Annotated in this window: 18 protein-coding genes and 5 pseudogenes; 14 read left to right on the top strand and 9 right to left on the bottom strand. The window is 57.9% G+C overall.

All coding sequences use genetic code 11. The features are described 5' to 3' along the window. Positions 1–96: 96 nt before the first annotated feature. On the bottom strand, positions 97–411 hold the full coding sequence (locus F3J38_RS21275) for a hypothetical protein (protein ID WP_167141669.1): 315 nt from the start codon (positions 409–411) through the stop codon (positions 97–99). A 1,265-nt stretch (positions 412–1,676) separates the two neighbouring features. Between F3J38_RS21275 and F3J38_RS21270 the strand changes: the two genes are divergently transcribed. From F3J38_RS21270 to F3J38_RS21260, 3 genes are all read left to right on the top strand, one after another. Next, entirely contained in the window at positions 1,677–2,183 is a 507-nt protein-coding gene (locus F3J38_RS21270; RefSeq protein WP_167141667.1) for a DinB family protein, read from the top strand. 453 nt (positions 2,184–2,636) lie between these two features. Continuing rightward, complete coding sequence (locus F3J38_RS21265) at positions 2,637–2,813, top strand: DUF3606 domain-containing protein (RefSeq protein WP_072050593.1); 177 nt, start codon at positions 2,637–2,639, stop codon at positions 2,811–2,813. A 913-nt stretch (positions 2,814–3,726) separates the two neighbouring features. Then, positions 3,727–3,984, top strand: coding sequence for an XRE family transcriptional regulator (locus tag F3J38_RS21260; protein WP_167141664.1), 258 nt, complete (start codon positions 3,727–3,729; stop codon positions 3,982–3,984). Between the two features lie 339 nt (positions 3,985–4,323). Here the strand turns inward: F3J38_RS21260 and F3J38_RS21255 are convergent, their stop codons facing one another. Then, a complete protein-coding gene (locus tag F3J38_RS21255; RefSeq protein ID WP_240156050.1) occupies positions 4,324–4,632 on the bottom strand; it encodes a helix-turn-helix transcriptional regulator in 309 nt (102 codons plus the stop codon). A gap of 256 nt (positions 4,633–4,888) precedes the next feature. On the opposite strand from F3J38_RS21255, the gene F3J38_RS21250 reads away from it, so the two are divergent. From F3J38_RS21250 to F3J38_RS21225, 6 genes are all read left to right on the top strand, one after another. Beyond that, positions 4,889–5,053 carry a hypothetical protein gene (locus F3J38_RS21250; protein ID WP_167141662.1) on the top strand — a complete coding sequence of 55 codons (165 nt, stop codon included), beginning with the start codon at positions 4,889–4,891 and terminating at the stop codon, positions 5,051–5,053. Between the two features lie 310 nt (positions 5,054–5,363). Then, positions 5,364–5,600, top strand: a complete 237-nt coding sequence (locus tag F3J38_RS21245; RefSeq protein ID WP_045816885.1) for a DUF2171 domain-containing protein — start codon at positions 5,364–5,366, stop codon at positions 5,598–5,600. 246 nt (positions 5,601–5,846) lie between these two features. Then, positions 5,847–6,104, top strand: coding sequence for a hypothetical protein (locus tag F3J38_RS21240; protein ID WP_167141660.1), 258 nt, complete (start codon positions 5,847–5,849; stop codon positions 6,102–6,104). 294 nt (positions 6,105–6,398) lie between these two features. Then, entirely contained in the window at positions 6,399–6,650 is a 252-nt protein-coding gene (ycgZ, locus tag F3J38_RS21235; protein WP_166720414.1) for a regulatory protein YcgZ, read from the top strand. 143 nt (positions 6,651–6,793) lie between these two features. Continuing rightward, the gene (locus F3J38_RS21230) at positions 6,794–7,066 is read left to right on the top strand and encodes a hypothetical protein (protein ID WP_167141356.1); all 273 of its coding nucleotides are present in this window, start codon (positions 6,794–6,796) and stop codon (positions 7,064–7,066) included. 98 nt (positions 7,067–7,164) lie between these two features. Then, a complete protein-coding gene (locus tag F3J38_RS21225) occupies positions 7,165–7,419 on the top strand; it encodes a biofilm development regulator YmgB/AriR family protein (RefSeq protein ID WP_167141658.1) in 255 nt (84 codons plus the stop codon). 90 nt (positions 7,420–7,509) lie between these two features. On the opposite strand, the gene F3J38_RS21220 is transcribed toward F3J38_RS21225, so the two are convergent. Continuing rightward, entirely contained in the window at positions 7,510–7,872 is a 363-nt protein-coding gene (locus tag F3J38_RS21220) for a hypothetical protein (protein ID WP_167141657.1), read from the bottom strand. A gap of 99 nt (positions 7,873–7,971) precedes the next feature. Here F3J38_RS21220 and umuD point away from each other — a divergent pair. Further along, positions 7,972–8,382 (top strand): annotated as a pseudogene (gene umuD / locus F3J38_RS21215) (translesion error-prone DNA polymerase V autoproteolytic subunit). A gap of 41 nt (positions 8,383–8,423) precedes the next feature. Beyond that, positions 8,424–8,607 (top strand): annotated as a pseudogene (locus F3J38_RS21210) (Y-family DNA polymerase); the annotation flags it as partial. A 653-nt stretch (positions 8,608–9,260) separates the two neighbouring features. Here F3J38_RS21210 and F3J38_RS21205 read toward each other — a convergent pair. Continuing rightward, entirely contained in the window at positions 9,261–9,431 is a 171-nt protein-coding gene (locus F3J38_RS21205; RefSeq protein ID WP_167141653.1) for a hypothetical protein, read from the bottom strand. A 504-nt stretch (positions 9,432–9,935) separates the two neighbouring features. Here F3J38_RS21205 and F3J38_RS21200 point away from each other — a divergent pair. After that, on the top strand, positions 9,936–10,685 hold the full coding sequence (locus F3J38_RS21200) for a GNAT family N-acetyltransferase (RefSeq protein ID WP_167141651.1): 750 nt from the start codon (positions 9,936–9,938) through the stop codon (positions 10,683–10,685). Positions 10,686–10,698: 13 nt separating this feature from the next. On the opposite strand, the pseudogene F3J38_RS21195 reads toward F3J38_RS21200, so the two are convergent. The 3 genes and pseudogenes from F3J38_RS21195 to F3J38_RS28155 all read right to left on the bottom strand — a co-directional run bounded on the left by F3J38_RS21195 (position 10,699) and on the right by F3J38_RS28155 (position 13,588). Continuing rightward, positions 10,699–12,876, bottom strand: a pseudogene (locus F3J38_RS21195) (putative bifunctional diguanylate cyclase/phosphodiesterase). Positions 12,877–13,083: 207 nt separating this feature from the next. Further along, positions 13,084–13,287 (bottom strand): hypothetical protein, encoded by a 204-nt coding sequence (locus tag F3J38_RS21190; RefSeq protein ID WP_167141648.1) that lies wholly within the window; start codon positions 13,285–13,287, stop codon positions 13,084–13,086. A gap of 64 nt (positions 13,288–13,351) precedes the next feature. Beyond that, on the bottom strand, positions 13,352–13,588 hold the full coding sequence (locus F3J38_RS28155; protein WP_167141695.1) for a transcriptional regulator: 237 nt from the start codon (positions 13,586–13,588) through the stop codon (positions 13,352–13,354). Positions 13,589–13,959: 371 nt separating this feature from the next. On the opposite strand from F3J38_RS28155, the gene F3J38_RS21180 reads away from it, so the two are divergent. Further along, a complete protein-coding gene (locus F3J38_RS21180; RefSeq protein ID WP_100702975.1) occupies positions 13,960–14,169 on the top strand; it encodes a DUF3606 domain-containing protein in 210 nt (69 codons plus the stop codon). 77 nt (positions 14,170–14,246) lie between these two features. On the opposite strand, the pseudogene F3J38_RS28465 reads toward F3J38_RS21180, so the two are convergent. Both F3J38_RS28465 and F3J38_RS28460 read right to left on the bottom strand, forming a co-directional pair. Next, positions 14,247–15,461: pseudogene (locus tag F3J38_RS28465) on the bottom strand (methyl-accepting chemotaxis protein); the annotation flags it as partial. Continuing rightward, positions 15,461–16,057: pseudogene (locus tag F3J38_RS28460) on the bottom strand (PDC sensor domain-containing protein); the annotation flags it as partial. The pseudogenes F3J38_RS28465 and F3J38_RS28460, both read right to left, overlap by 1 nt. 630 nt (positions 16,058–16,687) lie before the next feature. Between F3J38_RS28460 and F3J38_RS21165 the strand changes: the two are divergent. Then, on the top strand, positions 16,688–17,116 hold the full coding sequence (locus F3J38_RS21165) for a hypothetical protein (protein WP_167141647.1): 429 nt from the start codon (positions 16,688–16,690) through the stop codon (positions 17,114–17,116). Positions 17,117–17,445 lie beyond the last annotated feature (329 nt).

Genomic DNA, 17,445 nt, shown 5'->3' with positions numbered 1-17,445 from the left:
CGCGCACCGCCTTGTGCCTGAAACTGATAGGGCGCCTCGACGGTGCCGACGATGAGGCCGAGAGAGAACACCTGAAGGTTCTTCTCAGAATGCTGTTTAATCGCTGAGCCTGAGGGGTAACACCGGGCGTTCACCGGTCACGAAACGTTCGTCCAGAGAAGAGAGCGGCAAACGGAATGCCGTGCAGTCATGGCGCATAACAACGGTTCGCAGATGCCGGTTACAGATAAACCAGACCTCGTCGCGGTCGTTGGAAAGAATGAAATACGCGTCAGACGTTTCCGAAGGATTAAAGCACCCCAGCGCCCGGTAGGCCGTCGTGAGGCTGAACCCGCTCAGCAGCGGCAGCGGCCGCGGCCCGCCGGGCAGCTCTTCCACTCTGAGATACAGCCCCTGTTCCATCCAGAGCATGGCCACCTCCGTAGCGCCTCTTCATTCTTCAGTAAAAGTTACGGTGCCGGGTGCCTCCCGGTGATTCAGAAAGGCTACCACCTGAATCGCGCCTTTATCTTGCTGTACCTGTGTAGCCTGGCCCCGTCGCATAGAGGGATTCACCGTGTTCAGAGCATAGCAGCCAGTCGGGCTTTGTTATCTGACGTCACAAAAAAATAATGAAGCAGGACGTTATCTACTGCTGCAGCCATTGAATCAAAAAACATGAATTTATTTTTCATAAAACTACCGGATACATTTGGGAGAATGTGATTCTGGTTAACAATGCTCGCCAATTGACTGGCAAAGAGAAGGAATTAACTGAAATGATTATGCTGAGAAAAAGCCCGATGGCGGCCAGGTTGTTCTGATTAGTCAGGTCAATAGGGGGGAAGCGGAAAAACCAGCCCATTTTTGACCAGTAAGCACTTGTTCTGAAGCCAGATAATATCACCTCGGCACTACCAGTGTTCCGCACTGGCCCCTGCTTCCGGACAGCTGCGAAGCGAAAAATCAGGACAAATCGCCAGGTCTGGAAAAAAATCCCGGGACGGTACCCGGGAAAAAGATTCAGTTTCCATTACACCCAAATCCGGAGGAGTTCCGGACCGGAAATAACTATAGACAGAACAGAAGGCGTGTCAAAATTTTTTGATAAATCATGTTTTTGGCAAATACACATGAAATATTTTCTTTCAACATGCAGCAGGCTGACCCGGCCTTATGTATTTATGCAATACATTCTTATTTAAAACTTCGAACCTGTACGCAATATCCTGAACGAATAGCACCGAGAGCCAACCACAATAAGCAGCCCCGCCCGGCAGACTTTGTGCGCAGACTACATGACTCACCGTCGCAATGAGCTGTTTTATTCACATCCGTACAATCAGGCAGTACGTTACTCGTGGTCGGACCTTAACTGGGAATACCTGGCCCTGCCAGAATTTTTTTCACCGGGCTGTCGCAATCCCCTCAGGCGACTACACTCTGATGCGCCTCACCGCCCTTACTCACCTGCAGGCACTTACCGGAGGCATCACCCTGCCCCGCCGCCGGTATGGAAGGTATATCCTGTGCATTGCATTAAGGTGTGAATGTGAATTCTCAGTCTGAAACCCTTCTGCCGCAGAAAAGACTGGCAGCGATAAGCTCCGGATTGTCAGTCTCAGTCCACACCGGATTAATTAAATGCGTACTTCACGATACCGCTATGCCGGACGTGCTGACGCTCTGGAAAAATTATGCAAAGAGTTACCGCCCTGACGTTACTGAGATATAAGCACTGGATGGATGCCGGGATGCTCAGCGCCATTGCCGAAACGGACGCGCGCCGTTTCCGCGCTGAACACCGTGAGATGCTCAGGCTCATGTACCACATGCACGCCACTGACATGCTCATTCGTGCCAACCTGAAGGGGGAAGCACCATCCCGGCCGAATATCAGACCGCGCAGGCCGCCTGAGCAGGCAGTCCTGGTGCCGTGCATGCTGGCCTGCTCCGGCTGGTTCATTGAATATGCGGCCGGCATGTCGGTGGAAGCCTGGGATCGCCCCGTCGTATACCGGCGCAGGGACGGAAAGACAGCGCATAAAAGCCCGCTTGGCCTTATTGAGCAGGTAATACTGCACGGTACGCGACACCGAGGCGCGGTGAGCTGGCTTATCGAAGCGTGTGGCATTCAGCCCCCTCAGGACGTGGTGTCACATTTTCTGCGTAAACAGATGACGTCTTTCGACACAAGGGGCTGAAGGAATGGCGATAATCCCAAAGTTTTGCCGCTAATCCGGCCGTTTCGACAAAATCGGGCGAAATAAGGCATGAGTCCTGCTAATCAATTGATGATGAAATTTCAGCAGAAAAGTTAACAGACTTACATCCGGGGGTTTCCGGATGAGAACATTCCGAAGGAAAGCGGCCTAATCTTAAATAACAATCTTTGCAAATTATAGGGTTACGGATTAGGCAATGCGATGTTAGATTGGTGTGCGACATTAGCAGTGCTTAACCCCACCTCTGCGAGAGAGCGTTGTTCCGGCGTGAACAAAACAGGCCCACTGATACTCATTAAGTGGGCTTTTTTTTGATAAAAATTTTTGCTCATTACGGTCAGTCATTTCAATTTTAATCCTCTCAGTTTCAGTGCCATTCTTCGTCTGCGTCACACAGCAAATAAGCCGTTTTGTCCTTAATCCGGGGTTTTAATGAGTTATATTTTTCACCGCCGCGAGCCGGAAGATAAAAAGATCATTGTGATAAATGAACAATGGCAGATTACATACTGGATGCTCACTTTACAGACTACGCAGGATAAGCTGGTGAAAGCTCTTAAAACGGTGGGCACAGACCCGGAAACCGTTAAGCGCTATCTCCTACACTGAGCTTTCTGACTTACCCACCTCCCGGTGGGTTTTTTATTTATATCGGGCCGCCCGGGAGTGCAGCGTGACTGTGCCCGGACAGTTCCGGTGACACGCTCTTCACAGTAAATCAGGCGGGCTGGCTGTAAGGGCATTAGCCGGAAGTTGGATCAGAAACAGAGAACTCTGAAATAACAGTTTAACCAAAACGCTACTTCCCCTCCGTGCTCAACCCTACAGGCCAGAATGGTGGGCACCTTCAGCTCAGGTTTCAGTCGACTCTGTAATTTCTTACGGCCATCCTGCCTCTATGGTTCAATGGCGGCCATTATATTCACAATGGACGTCTTTAAATTCCCCCCTCGACATATCATACGTCGAAATCAGCATCCTTCCGGAAGCGAATGCATTTCTGAGGATTCAAAGTACACCGCCAGGACAACCATACCTGCAGACATGGCAGCTAACTGTAATTAATTACGTTTCGATACAAGCAATCTTAATCGTCAGCCTGATTCAGGTCTTTTCGGGCAGGCTGGCAGCCGTCGTATCAATGGCTGGAACCGGGACACTATGTCAGCTGTTTTTGCGGAAAAAATACTCCTAACGACTGTGATGATGAAAGAAGCCACAGGTGCAGCAATGAGTGAATACGTCCGCGTCGCATATCATGCGTGAACATACCTCCTGTCCCTGAGTTCGGGAAGCGCTGTTATTTTATTCGGGCTAAGTAGAATCACCTCTGCTGCTGAAAGCGCTCTGCCTGAGTACCGTCATAGCGGGAATGTCCGGCACGCTGCTTTCACGCACACTTCGCGCATGACAGTTCATATCAGGTTTTCCTGAGGGTCATCGGGACAGTGAAACACCATAATTTTGGCATAATGGAAAAGTGCAGTAATTGCACTTTTTTAGATTTTGAAAAGGAGAGCACATGACAGGATGGCATCTGAGGCTTTGGCGCAGGAGCATGCTCTGGAGCCGGGAACGCGCGGCGTCAGAGCTAGGCGTGAGCCTGCGTACGTACAAAAGCTATGAAAATGCAGAAGAGATTAAACGCGCGGTGGCCCTGGCAACGGTGACGCTTTCGCTTAACGGGATGATGCCGGCACTCAGATCTCAGCAGCTGAGCGCAGAACGTCTGCTGCAACTCCTCGACGAGATGACGGAGATCGTCAGTACGGATGTATGACCGGGCAGCCGTGAACTGTTCGGGGTTAAAGAACAGGAAACAGCGGATAAAAAAAATCCCGGGCGGCTGGCCCGGGAGCAACAGGAGTGAGCACTTCCGGTCTGAGGCCGGTGATGTTGGGTCCAGAGAACATGTCAGCTATTGCAATACGTCACACTGGTTTTAGCAGAGAGGTCACGCACATGTTAAGCATATCGGTTTACACGGGATCTATTACCAGGAAGCGTCTGATTTGATAGTAAATGATGCCGGTACGGTTACAGTTTATTAACCCCCCCTGGTGAAATCGGGGTGAGAAATTCCGTACCGGCACTGGAAAATTTAGCATACTCACCGCGTTCAGGTATCGCGGTCTCCGGGCAACGGAGCGCCCTCCCGCCACAGCTGCCACATGGCCTGCCTGATGCTCCAGAATCCGGGCGAGTAAAACACGCGCCCGAGTTTCTCTGCGATGGCCGGCGTCACCGGCTTACGATCGCACAGCATTGACCAGACATCCCGCTGTGCCAGACCGGATTTCAGACAAAGTGATTTTACCGTCATGTCATGTTCAGCGAGCAGGTAAGCCAGAAAGCGGCCGGGCGAGGTGCGGCCATCCATAAAGCCCCGGGGGTCAGTGAAGGTGATAGCCCGAGCATAAGAGGACATCGGCAGCTGCACAAGTTCTGTACCATCGATTATGAGAAATCCGCTGCAAAACTCACACCGGGGGACAGAGGTGAGATTAAGGTGTGGCGAAGGTGGGATAGCAGGCTGCAGAAACAGAAAGGCCCGGAATAAATCCGGGCCATCTGGTACCAGTGCGGCGTCATCCTGACACCTAGCTTGCCGTGTCATTATAGCGGGCTTTAACAGAGTAATATGTCAGGACAGAAAAAAGGTTGTCTTCCGGTAGGATTTTAGTATGTCTTACACGCTTACCCGGGCAGATTTGTACCGCGTTATTCTGGCAGGGCCTGCCGTTTCAATGGTTCTTCCTGACAGGGAAGATGTCGGCTTGAGCTCTGTTTCTGACATGAAGGTAAAGGGGATGAGTACGGGATATTTTTTTGAAAAAGCCCGGGGCTAACCCGGGAATAATTCAACGATTGACCTAACCATTACTGGTTCTAAAGACACGGTGCAATAATCATGGCCTTTACGTATCGACTGTCAAATGAATCTGCAAAAGAAATCCGAGATTTCACCCCTTAATGACCGATATTCTGCGCTGTTACACCCCGCGTTTTCCATGCAAAAACGTCCCTACAGATGCCCGGCCGAATGTTTCAATTTGTTAGTTTTAAAAATAATGCAAAAAAATAACCTACAGTTTGAGTGTGTATCCGTCAGGCTGGCGGGTAAAACTTACTATGAGCATATGAAACTAAGGATTAACTATGGTTGATAAATCAGAAGTTCTGGACCATGCCCAGGTAGTGGACGTTAACGGTGAGCACGTGGGCATCGTTGACCATTTTGAAGGCGATGACAAAATCAAACTGGCAAAAAGTGACCCGGAAGCCGGTGGACAGCATCACATCATTCCTTTCAGCTGGGTGAAGGAAGTGGATGACAATAAAGTGATTCTTTCCAAATCCAAGGATGAAGTCGAGAGCGAGTGGCAGGCCGTCTGATCAAACCGCCGCGGCAGAACGCCGCGGCAAACTTTTAACGCATTATAGTTATTACTGCACGATCCCCTGGTACTGAACACATCATTTTTCTCACGCATTTATATTCTGATGTACTCCCTTAAAATTCGCATCTGAAACCAATATTTTATTTTTTGTCCATATGACAGATTTTTCTTCTGGTGAATGCACCAGTTGCGTCTACAGTGAATCCTGAAGTTGTTATTTTCCTGAAAAGACGCATTCGCTGTGTTTTATCACGACGATGAGAAAGGCCATATTATTATCGGAGAGGCAGCGGTCAGCCTGGCGGTCGCCGGCCAGGATATTTCGGTGGAGTTCCTGATAAAGGAGCTCTACGTAATGGCTGAAGGTGACGTCAGCGACGCTAAGCTTGCGGAAATCTTTGACGCCAGACGCTGGCTCAAGGGATTTCGTCAGTACAGCAGTCGCGAGCAGGCCGAGCTGCACTGGATGACGATGACGGGCCAGGAAAACGACGGATAACACAACCAGCAACGTAGACCGGCTCCGGCCGTGACACGACGATGAAAGATCAGCCTCATATCGGGTGCGCTCCGCGCGTGCCGGCCTGAGAAACTGTCAGGCACTACACCTTCGTACCTCTACCGCTAAACACCCCCGGCCTATATCCCTCTGTTTTGTATACATAAGCATTTTTTGCAAAAAAAAATCATTACATCCTGCAACATATATCTGTACAGGTTTAGAATTTTTGTATAACTTTCCGCGCATCAACACCCGACCATATTTTAACCGTCCTTTTGCGAGAGAATAATCATGCGCCAGAACAGCCTTAAGCCTGATACTGCGGGAGACATTGCCCGTTACTTTACCGAAGCACAGCTTCCCTCGCAGCAGGAAACGCTGGGGCAGATTGTGGTTGAAATTCTTCGCAGCGGTGCCGCCCTGAACCGCCCAGCCATCTGCGCGAAACTGGTTCGCCGGCTCGAGCTGGCGGGCGGAGCGGAAGAAGAGCAGCACTACCGTACGCTAATCGGCCTGCTTTTTGGCCGCGAGCAGGCGGTCTGAAGCCCATCTGCTGCACTGACCGCAGATTTCATTTCATTGTGGATATCAAATCCGGTGCGGCCTGACCGGATGGAACATCAGCCAGCCGCGTAAGCGGCGGCCGGTACAGGAAGGTGCCCCTCTACTGACACCTGGAAAGCGGTATGTACAGAAATAAAAGCGAAAAAATAATGGATATTGCTATTGGTGAGGCTGTGGCCGGATTGCTCAGCGAGAACGCGCCGGTGTCCGGCACAACGCTGGCGGTCAGGCTGATGGAGATGGCAGCCGGCGAGACCCGCCCGGAAAGGGCTGAAGCTCTTCGGATGGCGGTGAATGAAGTTATTGCCGCATTGCCGGCGACGCGCCTGCTACTGAATCCCGAACTGCTGTTCCTGACCGAAGACAGGCCGCCTCCGGGCACCCGTCAGCACTGAATACCAGCATTCTCCGTCAGGCCGCGGAGGCAGGATGGAGCCTGCAGAAACGGGTCGTCACTGGCGACCTCAACCTTGTTTATCCCGGACGATGGGTTATGCAACAGAACACGACAGAACAAGACATCCTGCGGGCGCTCAGTGAACGTGGCGACCAGCTGGCCCCTGAAACAGAAGTTATCTGCGCCGTACTCGAAGGCCTCAGAGCCCGGAGTAGACGCGTGCTGCGAAAAGACATCATTCTGGCCCTGATAGCAGAGCTGGAGAGCACTTCAGACGTAGTCAGGCTTGATGTCCTGCGCGGTGCGCTTGAGATTGTAGTGGGCTATCCGCACGGCATTGATGATGAGTAGTTCTCCCTGCCGCATTTAACTCCCTGTGACGCTTTAACCGTCTGACAAAAGCCTGCTCTGCAGGCTTTTTTCCGTCTGGTGCCAGAGTGCTCAGGCGAACGTGAGCAGAATGAACACGGTGAATGCGAAGCGCACTGCTTCGTACCAAACCGGGCCGTGACGATGCCCCGTCATCACAGAGGGTGAGTTCAGTGGATTCAGCCGCTGTGGCAGGTTGATGATGAACATAAACCGGCATTGCGGCAGAATGAAGCCCGGCGGAACGCCGGGCTGTCTGTGTACAGTCAGGAGGCGCCTCCCCGCGGCACCTGACCCGATATCATCATAAGCCCTGTAAAGGGATCCTGCTTGAAATAATATTTTTGCTGCCGCCTCAGCCAGATAAACGCTATTACCTGACAGCGCATCAGGCTTTCTCTTGCCAGATAAATGCCGCTCAATAATACTGTACATAAACCCAGCGCTATCAAGAGGAGGATTTATGCGCTCTTTACATACAGCACACACCCTTACCCCCGCAAAGTCTGCCGGGAGTTTCCAGTGAAACCGGCAGTGTACCGCTCTGGCCTGACGCTGCTCTGGCTCCCCGTTTTCACACCGCGCGTGCGCGTTCCACTATATGCCGAGCCGTGTGCGGCGGGATTCCCCTCCCCCGCCGCCGATTATGTCGAAAAAGAGCTGGACCTGAACGAGCTCTGCATCCGCAGGCGCGCCTCTTCGTTCTTCGTGCGCGCCAGCGGCAGCGGCAGCGGCATGGAGGGCCTTGGGCTTTATGACGGCGACGTCATGGTGGTTGACCGGGCCGAGGAGGCGTCGCACGGTGACATTGTCATCGCTGAGGTGGAAGGTGAATTTACGGTTAAACGCCTGCAGCTGCAGCCCCGGCTCGCGCTGCTGCCCATGAATCCGGCTTAACCAGTTATCTATCCGGAAGAGCTGCAGCTGCTCGGCGTGGTCACCTGATGGTTCAACAGCACGCGCGCGCGCCGGAGGTAAAGATGCCTATGTTTGGCCTGGCTGACGTGAACTCGTTTTACGCCAGCTGTGAGGCGCTGTTTCGCCAGGACCTGCACGGTAAGCCGGTGGTGGTGCTCAGTAACAACGACGGCTGCGTCATTGCCCGCTCAGCGAGTGCTCGGCATAAAAATGGGCGCGCCGTGGTTTCAGATAAAAAATGAGGGGTATTCTTAGAAAATACATGCCTTTAGGTCAAACTATGCCTTATAGTAAGTTACGTGGAATGCAACTTTTTTAGCCGGAAATTCATAATAATGGCTGCGTTTATAAGTGAAGCTTCTGGCGCAAATAACGCAGGTATCAGGCTTAATCATGCGACGATATTTTTTTGCAGCAAGATGCCGTTTTTTTGCTCAAATACCCCTCCAGCCCTAATGCATTGGCGCAGTCAGCCGATAAATAATGTGTGCCTCATCAGGGCACATATAACCGATACTGCGACTGATTGTGCTGATGGCTTCCTCCCGGAAGCCATTTTTTTATTACGCTGCCTGTACGGGACCGCCAGGGCCCGGATTCTGAACCCTTTCCAACGAAGCTGATCGTAATATCAGCCCTGCAGGCAACACAGAAGATCAGAACTTAGCGTTCAGAAAAAATTTGGGTTAGAGTGGCCGGAAATTCAGGGCGCGCGAGAGATGTTCATCACTGAAGACAGAGCGCAGGCAGTCTGAACAGACGTTAAAAAAACAGGGGCGGTCAGCCCCTGAAAACATCAATGAGATAAACGGACTTACTCGTGTCGTGGAGTGTGGCCATCGGATTAACCACCTTCATGCTATCGGCTATCCGCTGAAAAACTTTAGCCCGGTCTTCTGTGATGCTTACTGTTTTTCATATCGCTCCACGTCCTGTTCGGCCTCCTCCAGCTCGGACATCAGCGCCGCGAGGTACACCATTCCGGCCGCCGGATTGCGGCTTGCCCGCCGGTAACGGATCCGGAGCGCGCTCAGGCGTATCAGCGCTTCACGATAGGGCGTGGCACCGTTTTTCATTATGACCTCTCCTCTGTGCATGAAAGCATGGTTTTCCCGCTCCTGAACAGACTTTAGCATGCACGGATATCCCCCAGGCACCCTGTGGCCAGGAGAAGCATGCGCTGTGTCACAAATGTGTTTCCCGCGCTTCAGACAGAGCCGGAGAGATGGCGGGCTGGAAGGATATAAAAAATCTCCCGGGATGTTCCGGCCCGGGATCAAGGCTGGATTTCACATAACCGGTCTCACGCCGGCTGTGTAAAGCGGACCAAGGGTCCTGAGAAGCGAACTGAAGGCGTCACGGACGGCCCTCTGCGTGGCCGGGTGCACAGGCCTAGCTTAATGCAACCCTGGAAAAATCATGCCAGGAACTCTCTGATTCTGCTTCTTTTATCCTGAACCGTGCAGATATATATCTCTCACGCTACAGATTTCGCTGAATTAAGCCCTTAAGTCCACTCTCTGCTGTACAGCACCACCGGACGGCATCAGGATATCCTGAATATCATCAGGAGCTGCTCCATGTCCGCTGCCGCACAATCTGCACCCGTCACGGAACACGTCCTGACGATCCGCCGGTTACCCGCCGGCATTCGGCCTGACGTGCCGGTTCGACTGCTGGTTTCTGCCCGGGAAGACCCGCCTTTCGCAGGCCCCCGAACCGGGCGCACGCTCAGGCTTACCTGGCACCTGCTGTCTGCCCTGCCGCGTGACGCCCTTCCGGGAGCCGTCAGCGCGGTATTCACGCCCGGCCGGCGCGGCCGGCCGGGACGCGTGGCAATAGCCCCCGGGGGCCTGGTGCTGTCCCCGCCGCTGCGCGGATGCGGCATCGGCACCTGGCTTTTGCAGCAGCTTGCCGCGTGGGCCGCCACGCTGCCGGCGGCTACCCGGGTTGAGCTTCAGGGCCTTAATCCGTCTGACCCCTTATCACCGCTGGAGGAGGCGCGGCAGCGCCGGCTGCGCGCGGGGATCGGCGCTGAGGCACGAAGGGACGACCCGCCGCTGACGGTAGCCGGTCTCCGCCTGCACCGCCGGTGGGACAGCAGCCTGACGGCCGAAAGCCCGGAAGCGGCCCTGAAAGAGCTTCTCAGCCTGGCGCCTGCCACCAACTATGAGCTGGCAAACTACGAACGGTTGACGCTCAGCAGGAGCAGCGAGGCCGGTTGTTCTGAAGGCAGCACCCTGCGCAGGGCCGGCCGGGGCCTGCTGTTTCTGGGCTCGCTGCCCTTCCTGCTGCTCGATAAGCTGGCGCACTGGCTGATGGGCCGCTGAGGGCGCCGTATCATCAGCTGTCCGTCAGCGTCATGCTGTCATCTTCCGTGAGAAGCAGCGCCTCAAACGATGCCGCCGTGAGCGGCCTGCACAGCCCGTTGCCCTGCATGATGTCGGACTGGGCGGTCGTCACGAACGCCCGCTGCGCCGTATCCTCTACGCCCTCTGCCGCCACGCTGAGACCCAGGCTTTTTCCCAGCGCCGCGATGGCCCGGAACATCATCCGCACGCGCATGCTGGTGCCGAGCTCAAGGGTCAGCGACTTGTCAATCTTGAAGCCGCTGACGAAGCCGTGCCGCAGCAGGCTGATGGCGCCCAGCGTCCGCCCGTAGTGATCGATAACGAACGCGGCCCCCGTGCGCCGGATGGCCGCAAAATGCGCCGGCGCCTCCTGAACGAGCCCCGTCAGCAGCGGCTCGTCCACCTCCAGCTCCACAAAGGCGGCGTCGCCGCCCGCCGACTCGCGCAGCACGCTTTCCAGACCGGGGCCGGAGAGCTGACGCGGGAACAGGTTAACGCTGACCCGAAGCTCCGGGCAGCGCACCTGCCACTGGCGGACCTGCGCCAGTGCGGTGCGGATAATCTATTCACCAAGCGTCACGGACAGCGGGCTTTTCACCAGCATCTCAATAAAATCAGCGGGCAGCAGCAGGCCGCGGGCAGGATGCTGCCAGCGCACCAGCGCCTCACAGCCTAGCAGGCGGCCGCTACCGGCGTCATAGCGCGGCTGGTAGTGCAGGATGAACTGGTCCTGGCGCACCGCGGTTTCCAGCTCGCGCTCAAAGCCCCGGCGGCGCTGCTCCGCCGCCAGGTATTCTGGCCGGAACAGGACGCTGCAGCCCTTGCCCGACGCCTTGGCCCGGTAGAGCGCCAGGTCCGCCGCCGACATCACCGACGAGGCGTCCTCTCCGTGTTCGGGATAGGCGGCAATGCCGGTGCTGGCGCCGACGACTACCGGTGAACCGTGGTAGCTGAAAGGCGTCTGCACGGCGGCAATCAGGCGCTCCGCCGTCAGGCCGGCACCGGTACTTCCGCCCGGCAGCAGGATGATAAATTCGTCACCGCCTAGCCGGGCGGCGGTGACCGCGTCCGCGCACACCAGCCGGATCTGCTCCGCCACGTGATAGAGCAGCGCGTCGCCGGCGGCGTGCCCGAGCGTGTCATTGACCTCCTTGAAGCCGTCCAGGTCGGTCATCAGCAGGGTGTACGGCACGCCGGCCTCCGTCAGCTGCCCCAGCTGCTGCATAAACGCGCCGCGGCTGGCCAGGCGGGTCAGCATGTCCAGCGAGGCGAGCTCGCAGAGCCTCGCCTCGCTCTCGTGCCGGGCGGTAACGTAGCGGATGATCATCCCCACCAGGCGTTCGCCGCCCTCCCGCCAGCCCGAGAACGATACGTCGGCCGGGAACTCCCGGCCGTCGCGCCTGAGCCCCCATATCTGCAGCGTGCGCGGCAGTGAAATCGCCGCCTCCGCGCCGGTGAGACGATCCAGCTCGTTGCGGTAGTCAGTCTGGCAGCGCTCGGGAATAAGCCCGGCCACGTACTGGCCCGCCATCTCCTCCGGACCGTAACCGAACATCGCGGTGGCGGCCGGGTTCCAGAAGGTGATGCCCCGGCGCAGGTCGGTGCAGATGATGGCGTCCGGGGAAGTGGCCGAGATGGACTCCAGCCGCTGCTGGCTGGCGTGGCGCAGCAGTTCAAGCCGTTGGACCTCCATCCTGTCCATTACCAGCGCGGCAATGTCGGCCAGATGCTGCCGATCCGCGTCCGTGAGCGGCGGCCGCGGCTGCGTGTCGGTCAGGCACACGGTACCGATATGGTGCCCGTCCGGGGTAGTCAGCGGGATCCCCGCGTAAAAGCGGATGTGCGGGTAGCCGTGCACCAGCGGGCTGTCGCGAAAGCGCGGATCGTCCAGGGTATCGGGCACGCAGAGGATCTCCCCCTGCGCCATCGTGTGGTCGCAGAAGGCGACGCTGCGGGCGGTGCCGGTGATGTTCAGACCGTAGCGGGACGAGAACAACTGGCGCTGGTCGTCAATCAGCGAGACGAAGGCGGTGGGCACGCGAAAAAGGCGCGCGGCGAGCGTGGTGAGGCGGTCGAGCGCGTTTTCCGGCAGCGCATCCGCCTGCTGATAGGGTGCCAGCGCCGCAAGGCGGGCGCCCTCGTGGTCTGATGTCGGGCGTTTCAGGGTCATTCCCCCAGGTGATAAGAGCTGTGGCCGGCATGACACAGCAAAAAGGGGACACGTTCAATCAGACGGGGCCGCAGAAATGCCTGCCGCCCCGCCGCCGGAAGAAAGGCCTGTCAGCTGACCCCGCCGCGGGCGGGGTCAGGGATAACAGTGACGCCCTGCTGTCCGGGCATCACGAAAACGTCATTTCAGGACCATTCCTGTCCGCGTTCAGCGCAGCAGGGAGGCGCAGCGCAGGCAGATAACGCAGTCGGGGTGCCGCAGGCGCGCGGACTGAAGCGCGTGCCTGAGGGAATAAAACGTGCCGAGAAAGCAGCCCCCGCCGGCCTCAGCCAGCTCGCCGCAGCCCGCGCAGTGCACCTCTTCGATCGCGGGGCGTCCGCGCCGCGCCGCGTAGTAGTATTTACCGCTCATGTCCTTATCCTCTTATCGGCCGTGCCCGGCTGAACTTCAGCGGGCCGTCAGCGGACAGAGCCTGCTACTTTTTTTTCGGCACAAGGGCATAGTGCGGGTGACGCCCGGCGAGCAGCAGCAGGAGTTCGTACTCTCCCTGGCTCAGGGGGGCGGGATTTTTTGCCCCCTCCTTCATCTGCCAGACGCGCAGGCTGAGCTCAAACCGCTCGGCGGCGGCCTCCTGCGACAGGCCGGCGGCCAGGCGGAGTTCGCGGACGTCGGAACCGACCGCGACGGGCCGGTATAAAAGCTGATTTCCCAGAGGATACTCCCTTCAGAGGTGCGGGCCGGAACGGACCGGCAGGGCGACAATAGCGCGGCGGGTGAAGCGGATGATAAAAAACCATTATATTATCTAAACTTTCACGCCCCATTGCAATGCGCGCGCCGCGGTATTTAATGATGAGCGACTCCCCGGGAATAAATAAATCACCGTGCCGTTTCGCCTTATTTATTTCACGCCAGCGTTTAATTTTCCGCGCCGGCCCAGGAATGCTCTCCTTTTTTAACGAAATCCTGACGCAGGGATTATTCCGGTATTTTCCGGATGATTATTCGCCAGGATAGGCAGGGCTTACCGGTGGCCATATTTATCGCGCCGCCACACCCTGTGCTGATAAAAAGGATAACCTGATGAAAAACCGTGATTATATTCAGCGGCGGGTGCCCGCTGACCTGAGCCGCATAGACGTCCGGGAACAGTGGCAGATTACATTCTGGACGCTGGAGCTGCGCACAACCCAGGAGCGTCTGACCCGGGCCGTGCGCGAGGCGGGCCCGGAAGCCGAGCGCGTGCGCGCGTGGCTGGAGAAAAACCCGCCGCCACTCGCCCCGCGCGACTGATGCGGGGCGGGCATGCTCCCCCGCAGGGGGGTGGTTATCCCTCAGGCGCATCAAGCGCGACCGCTCAGCCCTGAGTGTCAGTGATGTCCGAAGGCCACCCAGTCGCTTTGTTGTGACGGGGTCACCGGGGTCTTCACCTCAACCAGACGCGGGCGCGCCGGTGGGGAGCCCGCCGCGTTGCCGCCCTCATCCGGCAGCGTGAAGCGGGTGATGGCGCCGCCCAGCGCGGTCGTCTGCCCGCTCAGGCTGCCCGCGGTGGCGGAAACTTCCTGCACCAGGGTGGCGTTCAGCTGCGTGACGCGGTCAAGCTCCGCCACGGCGAGCGTGACCTGCGCTATACCCTTGCTCTGCTCTTCCGAGGCCAGTGCTATCTGGCCAATCAGCTCGTTAACCCCGCCGACCCCGCGCAGCACCTCATCCATCGTGGTGCCGGCGCTGCCGGCGGCCCGGCGGCCGTCGCTGACGCGCGCCACGGTGTCGGCAATCAGTCCTTCAATTTCCTTTGAGGCGGCCGCGCTGCGCTGCGCCAGCGCGCGCACCTCAGTCGCCACGACGGCAAAGCCGCGTCCCTGCTCGCCGGCGCGGGCGGCCTCAACGGCGGCGTTGAGCGCCAGAATGTTGGTCTGGAAGGCAATGCCGTTGATGGTGGCGGTGAACTGGCGGATTTTTTTTTCTGAGCCCTCCGCGATGCCGCCCATGGCGTCCACCACGGTCTGCACCAGCTCCGCGCCCCGCTGGGTGGTGCCGGCGGTGCGGCCCGCCAGCTCGCGCGCCTCGCGGGCGTTTTCCGCGTTGTGGGCAACGGTGGCGGTGATTTCCTCCATGCTGGCCGCGGTCTGCTCCAGCGCGGCGGCCTGGGTGGCGGTCCGGTCGGACAGGTCGGCGTTGCCGGCCGCAATCTCACCGGCCTCGCGGTGCAGGACCACCGCGTTGTCGCGGATGGCCGCCACCGCGTCCAGCAGGCTGTGCTGCATTTCCCTGACAAGCGGCACCAGCTGCCCGACGCAGTTGCGGCCCAGGTCTTCCGGCTCGCGGGTAAGGTCGCCCCCTGCGATGGTCTTCAGGTGCGCGCGGATTTTCGCCACCGGGCGCACGAGGTGCACCAGAAGATAGCGGTCGCAGAACGCCAGCAGGGCGGCGGCGGCCAGCAGCGCGCTGATGAGGATCACCTCCAGCCGGTGGCGCTCGGCCATTACAGGCGCGTCGTCGGCGGCCAGCTGCTGCGTCAGGCTGCCGAGGCGCTCGCGGGCGGCGGCCGGATAGCGGTCTGGCGCACTCAGCGCCGCCCGATAACGGTGGAGCCGCGGGCGTAGAAATGCTGGCTCAGGATGTCGCTCAGCATGCTCTGCTTTTTGAGGTAGATGGTGCCGCCAATGTAGCCCAGGTAACTGCCATCCGGCGTGAAGAGCGGCTGCGACAGGAACACCACGTAGTTGCCCGTCGCCGAGGTAAAGGGCGACGAAATAAACGGCTTCTGCGTGGCAAGAGCCTGCCGGCTCGCGTCGGAATGCAGCTTTACGCCAATCAGGCTCAGGCTCTCCGGCGAGGTCGCCGCGATGATGGCGTCACGGTTAACCACCACCACGGTATTAAAAAAGCCGGACTGCAGCCGCAGGCGGTCGGTCTCGCCCCGCAGCAGCCCCGGATCGGTCAGGCCCTTAATCTGGCCGGCGCTCCAGGCGAGCTCGCGCTGCGCCGTGGCGAGATAACGATCGGTGGTGTCGGCCAGCTTGCGCGCGTAGGCGATGTTGCCCTCAAGCAGGCTGTCCTCAATGTTGCCCTTCTGAAAAATCAGCAGCGACCCGAGCAGCAGGCAGGCGGTCAGGATCACTCCGCCGACGGAGAGTGAGATGAGAAGCGTGCGGAGGCGGAATTTTTTCAGCGGCATGGCATCAGGGGCCCGGTTGAGATGTCATCAGAGTGTAACGCCTGCGGCCCCGGTCAAAAGGCAGAACAGCGCACCTTTTCTGTGCCGCACGGCGGGATGGCGGGAGCCGGCACGTCCGCGCCAGCTTAGCGCACTTCTTCCTTCCTAATGCAACTTAATCTGATAATTCCCTGTTTAACGTGATATTCATGGATTAATGTCACGGAAAATGATTAATAAAGCGGTGCCGTCTCACCACGGCATAAATCAACGATTAGCCCGTGAAGGCTTGCGGGCATTTTTTTTATCGTGCCGGACGTTTTATTTAATGAAGGCGGGCCGGTGCCACACAGATAAAAGGGATATACTCCCCGCGCTGCACACACAACGCGTCTGCACAGCAAACGAAGAGAGCTGACGTCTCCGCCTTCCGGACCTGACTCAGGTCCGGACGGCCGGAGGCGTATTGTCCGGTATTTACGGAACGTCCTGACCGCGCACCCGCGCGGTTTATTTTCTCCGGCGGCGCACAGGCGAACTTATACACCCGTGCGGTGGATAACCCTGTGGGCAGGGTGCATACACCATCGGCAGGGAGCGCACCATGCCCGACGGCGGGTGGCGTACAAATTTCATACAGGTGGGCCGTTCATGAACAAGATGCTACTGCTGTTAGTGCTCATGGCGCCCCCCTTATGGGCGCAGCCGGCAGCCTGCACTCCCGGCTCCGGCACCTGCATCACGGCTTCGGAGGATAAAAACGTGTTTCTGCACGCTACCTGCGATGACGACGGAGCGCTTCTGATTTCGCTGGAGGCGCCGCACGGCAGACTTTCGGATGCTGACATACATAACCGCGCAGGGCAGGACGGCGGCGGATGGACGTGTGCCAGCGGGGCCCTGCGGGGCCACTGCAACATTCTCTACGCCCGGGTGCCCGGCGCCATGCTGGACATGCTGTCCGGGAGTGCGGGCCGCGAAGTCCGGCTGTCCGGCGCCCTGCCGGAAGGACGCCCCCTGCATTTTTCTTCCGCCAGTCTGCGCCTCTGGGCTGGCGCCCTGCCCGCGCGCTGCCACTGAGCCCTGCCCCCCGGTGATCGCGGCCCGCACTGCCAGGAATCCTCTTATTCACGTGCGCCCGGTTGCCTTAACGGCAGCGGCGGTCTTTGCTTAAACCACTGCGGGTTTACAGCAGGTTAAGCGGAGAAGAAACGCCATGGGTCCCGTACGCTGCCGGCGCTGCTGTGCACCTCTGACCACGGAGGATCGTTATTATTTCATCAGCCACTGTGAGACCTGCGACACGGACATACGGCATCAGGCGGGTGAGGCACACACACCCGTAAAGTCCCCGATGTACGTGATGAGGGTCGTCTTTTTCTTATTGCGCCGTTACCGCCATATCCGGA

The organism is Candidatus Pantoea formicae (assembly GCF_011752625.1).
Lineage (GTDB): Bacteria > Pseudomonadota > Gammaproteobacteria > Enterobacterales > Enterobacteriaceae > Pantoea > Pantoea formicae.
The sequence above is the reverse complement of the archived record's forward strand: the minus strand, read 5'-3'. Positions and strand labels throughout refer to the sequence as shown.

What these genes read in the sequence shown, in the direction of transcription:
- F3J38_RS21275 (WP_167141669.1), bottom strand. Translation starts at nt 411, where the DNA reads ATGCTCTGGATGGAACAGGGGCTGTATCTCAGAGTGGAAGAGCTGCCC.
- F3J38_RS21270 (WP_167141667.1), top strand. Translation starts at nt 1,677, where the DNA reads ATGCAAAGAGTTACCGCCCTGACGTTACTGAGATATAAGCACTGGATG.
- F3J38_RS21165 (WP_167141647.1), top strand. Translation starts at nt 16,688, where the DNA reads ATGAACAAGATGCTACTGCTGTTAGTGCTCATGGCGCCCCCCTTATGG.
- ycgZ (WP_166720414.1), top strand. Translation starts at nt 6,399, where the DNA reads ATGCGCCAGAACAGCCTTAAGCCTGATACTGCGGGAGACATTGCCCGT.
- F3J38_RS21220 (WP_167141657.1), bottom strand. Translation starts at nt 7,872, where the DNA reads ATGTACAGTATTATTGAGCGGCATTTATCTGGCAAGAGAAAGCCTGAT.
- F3J38_RS21225 (WP_167141658.1), top strand. Translation starts at nt 7,165, where the DNA reads ATGCAACAGAACACGACAGAACAAGACATCCTGCGGGCGCTCAGTGAA.
- F3J38_RS21255 (WP_240156050.1), bottom strand. Translation starts at nt 4,632, where the DNA reads ATGTCCTCTTATGCTCGGGCTATCACCTTCACTGACCCCCGGGGCTTT.
- F3J38_RS21200 (WP_167141651.1), top strand. Translation starts at nt 9,936, where the DNA reads ATGTCCGCTGCCGCACAATCTGCACCCGTCACGGAACACGTCCTGACG.
- F3J38_RS21205 (WP_167141653.1), bottom strand. Translation starts at nt 9,431, where the DNA reads ATGAAAAACGGTGCCACGCCCTATCGTGAAGCGCTGATACGCCTGAGC.
- F3J38_RS21265 (WP_072050593.1), top strand. Translation starts at nt 2,637, where the DNA reads ATGAGTTATATTTTTCACCGCCGCGAGCCGGAAGATAAAAAGATCATT.
- F3J38_RS21190 (WP_167141648.1), bottom strand. Translation starts at nt 13,287, where the DNA reads ATGAGCGGTAAATACTACTACGCGGCGCGGCGCGGACGCCCCGCGATC.
- F3J38_RS21230 (WP_167141356.1), top strand. Translation starts at nt 6,794, where the DNA reads ATGTACAGAAATAAAAGCGAAAAAATAATGGATATTGCTATTGGTGAG.
- F3J38_RS21180 (WP_100702975.1), top strand. Translation starts at nt 13,960, where the DNA reads ATGAAAAACCGTGATTATATTCAGCGGCGGGTGCCCGCTGACCTGAGC.
- F3J38_RS21250 (WP_167141662.1), top strand. Translation starts at nt 4,889, where the DNA reads ATGTCTTACACGCTTACCCGGGCAGATTTGTACCGCGTTATTCTGGCA.
- F3J38_RS21260 (WP_167141664.1), top strand. Translation starts at nt 3,727, where the DNA reads ATGACAGGATGGCATCTGAGGCTTTGGCGCAGGAGCATGCTCTGGAGC.
- F3J38_RS21245 (WP_045816885.1), top strand. Translation starts at nt 5,364, where the DNA reads ATGGTTGATAAATCAGAAGTTCTGGACCATGCCCAGGTAGTGGACGTT.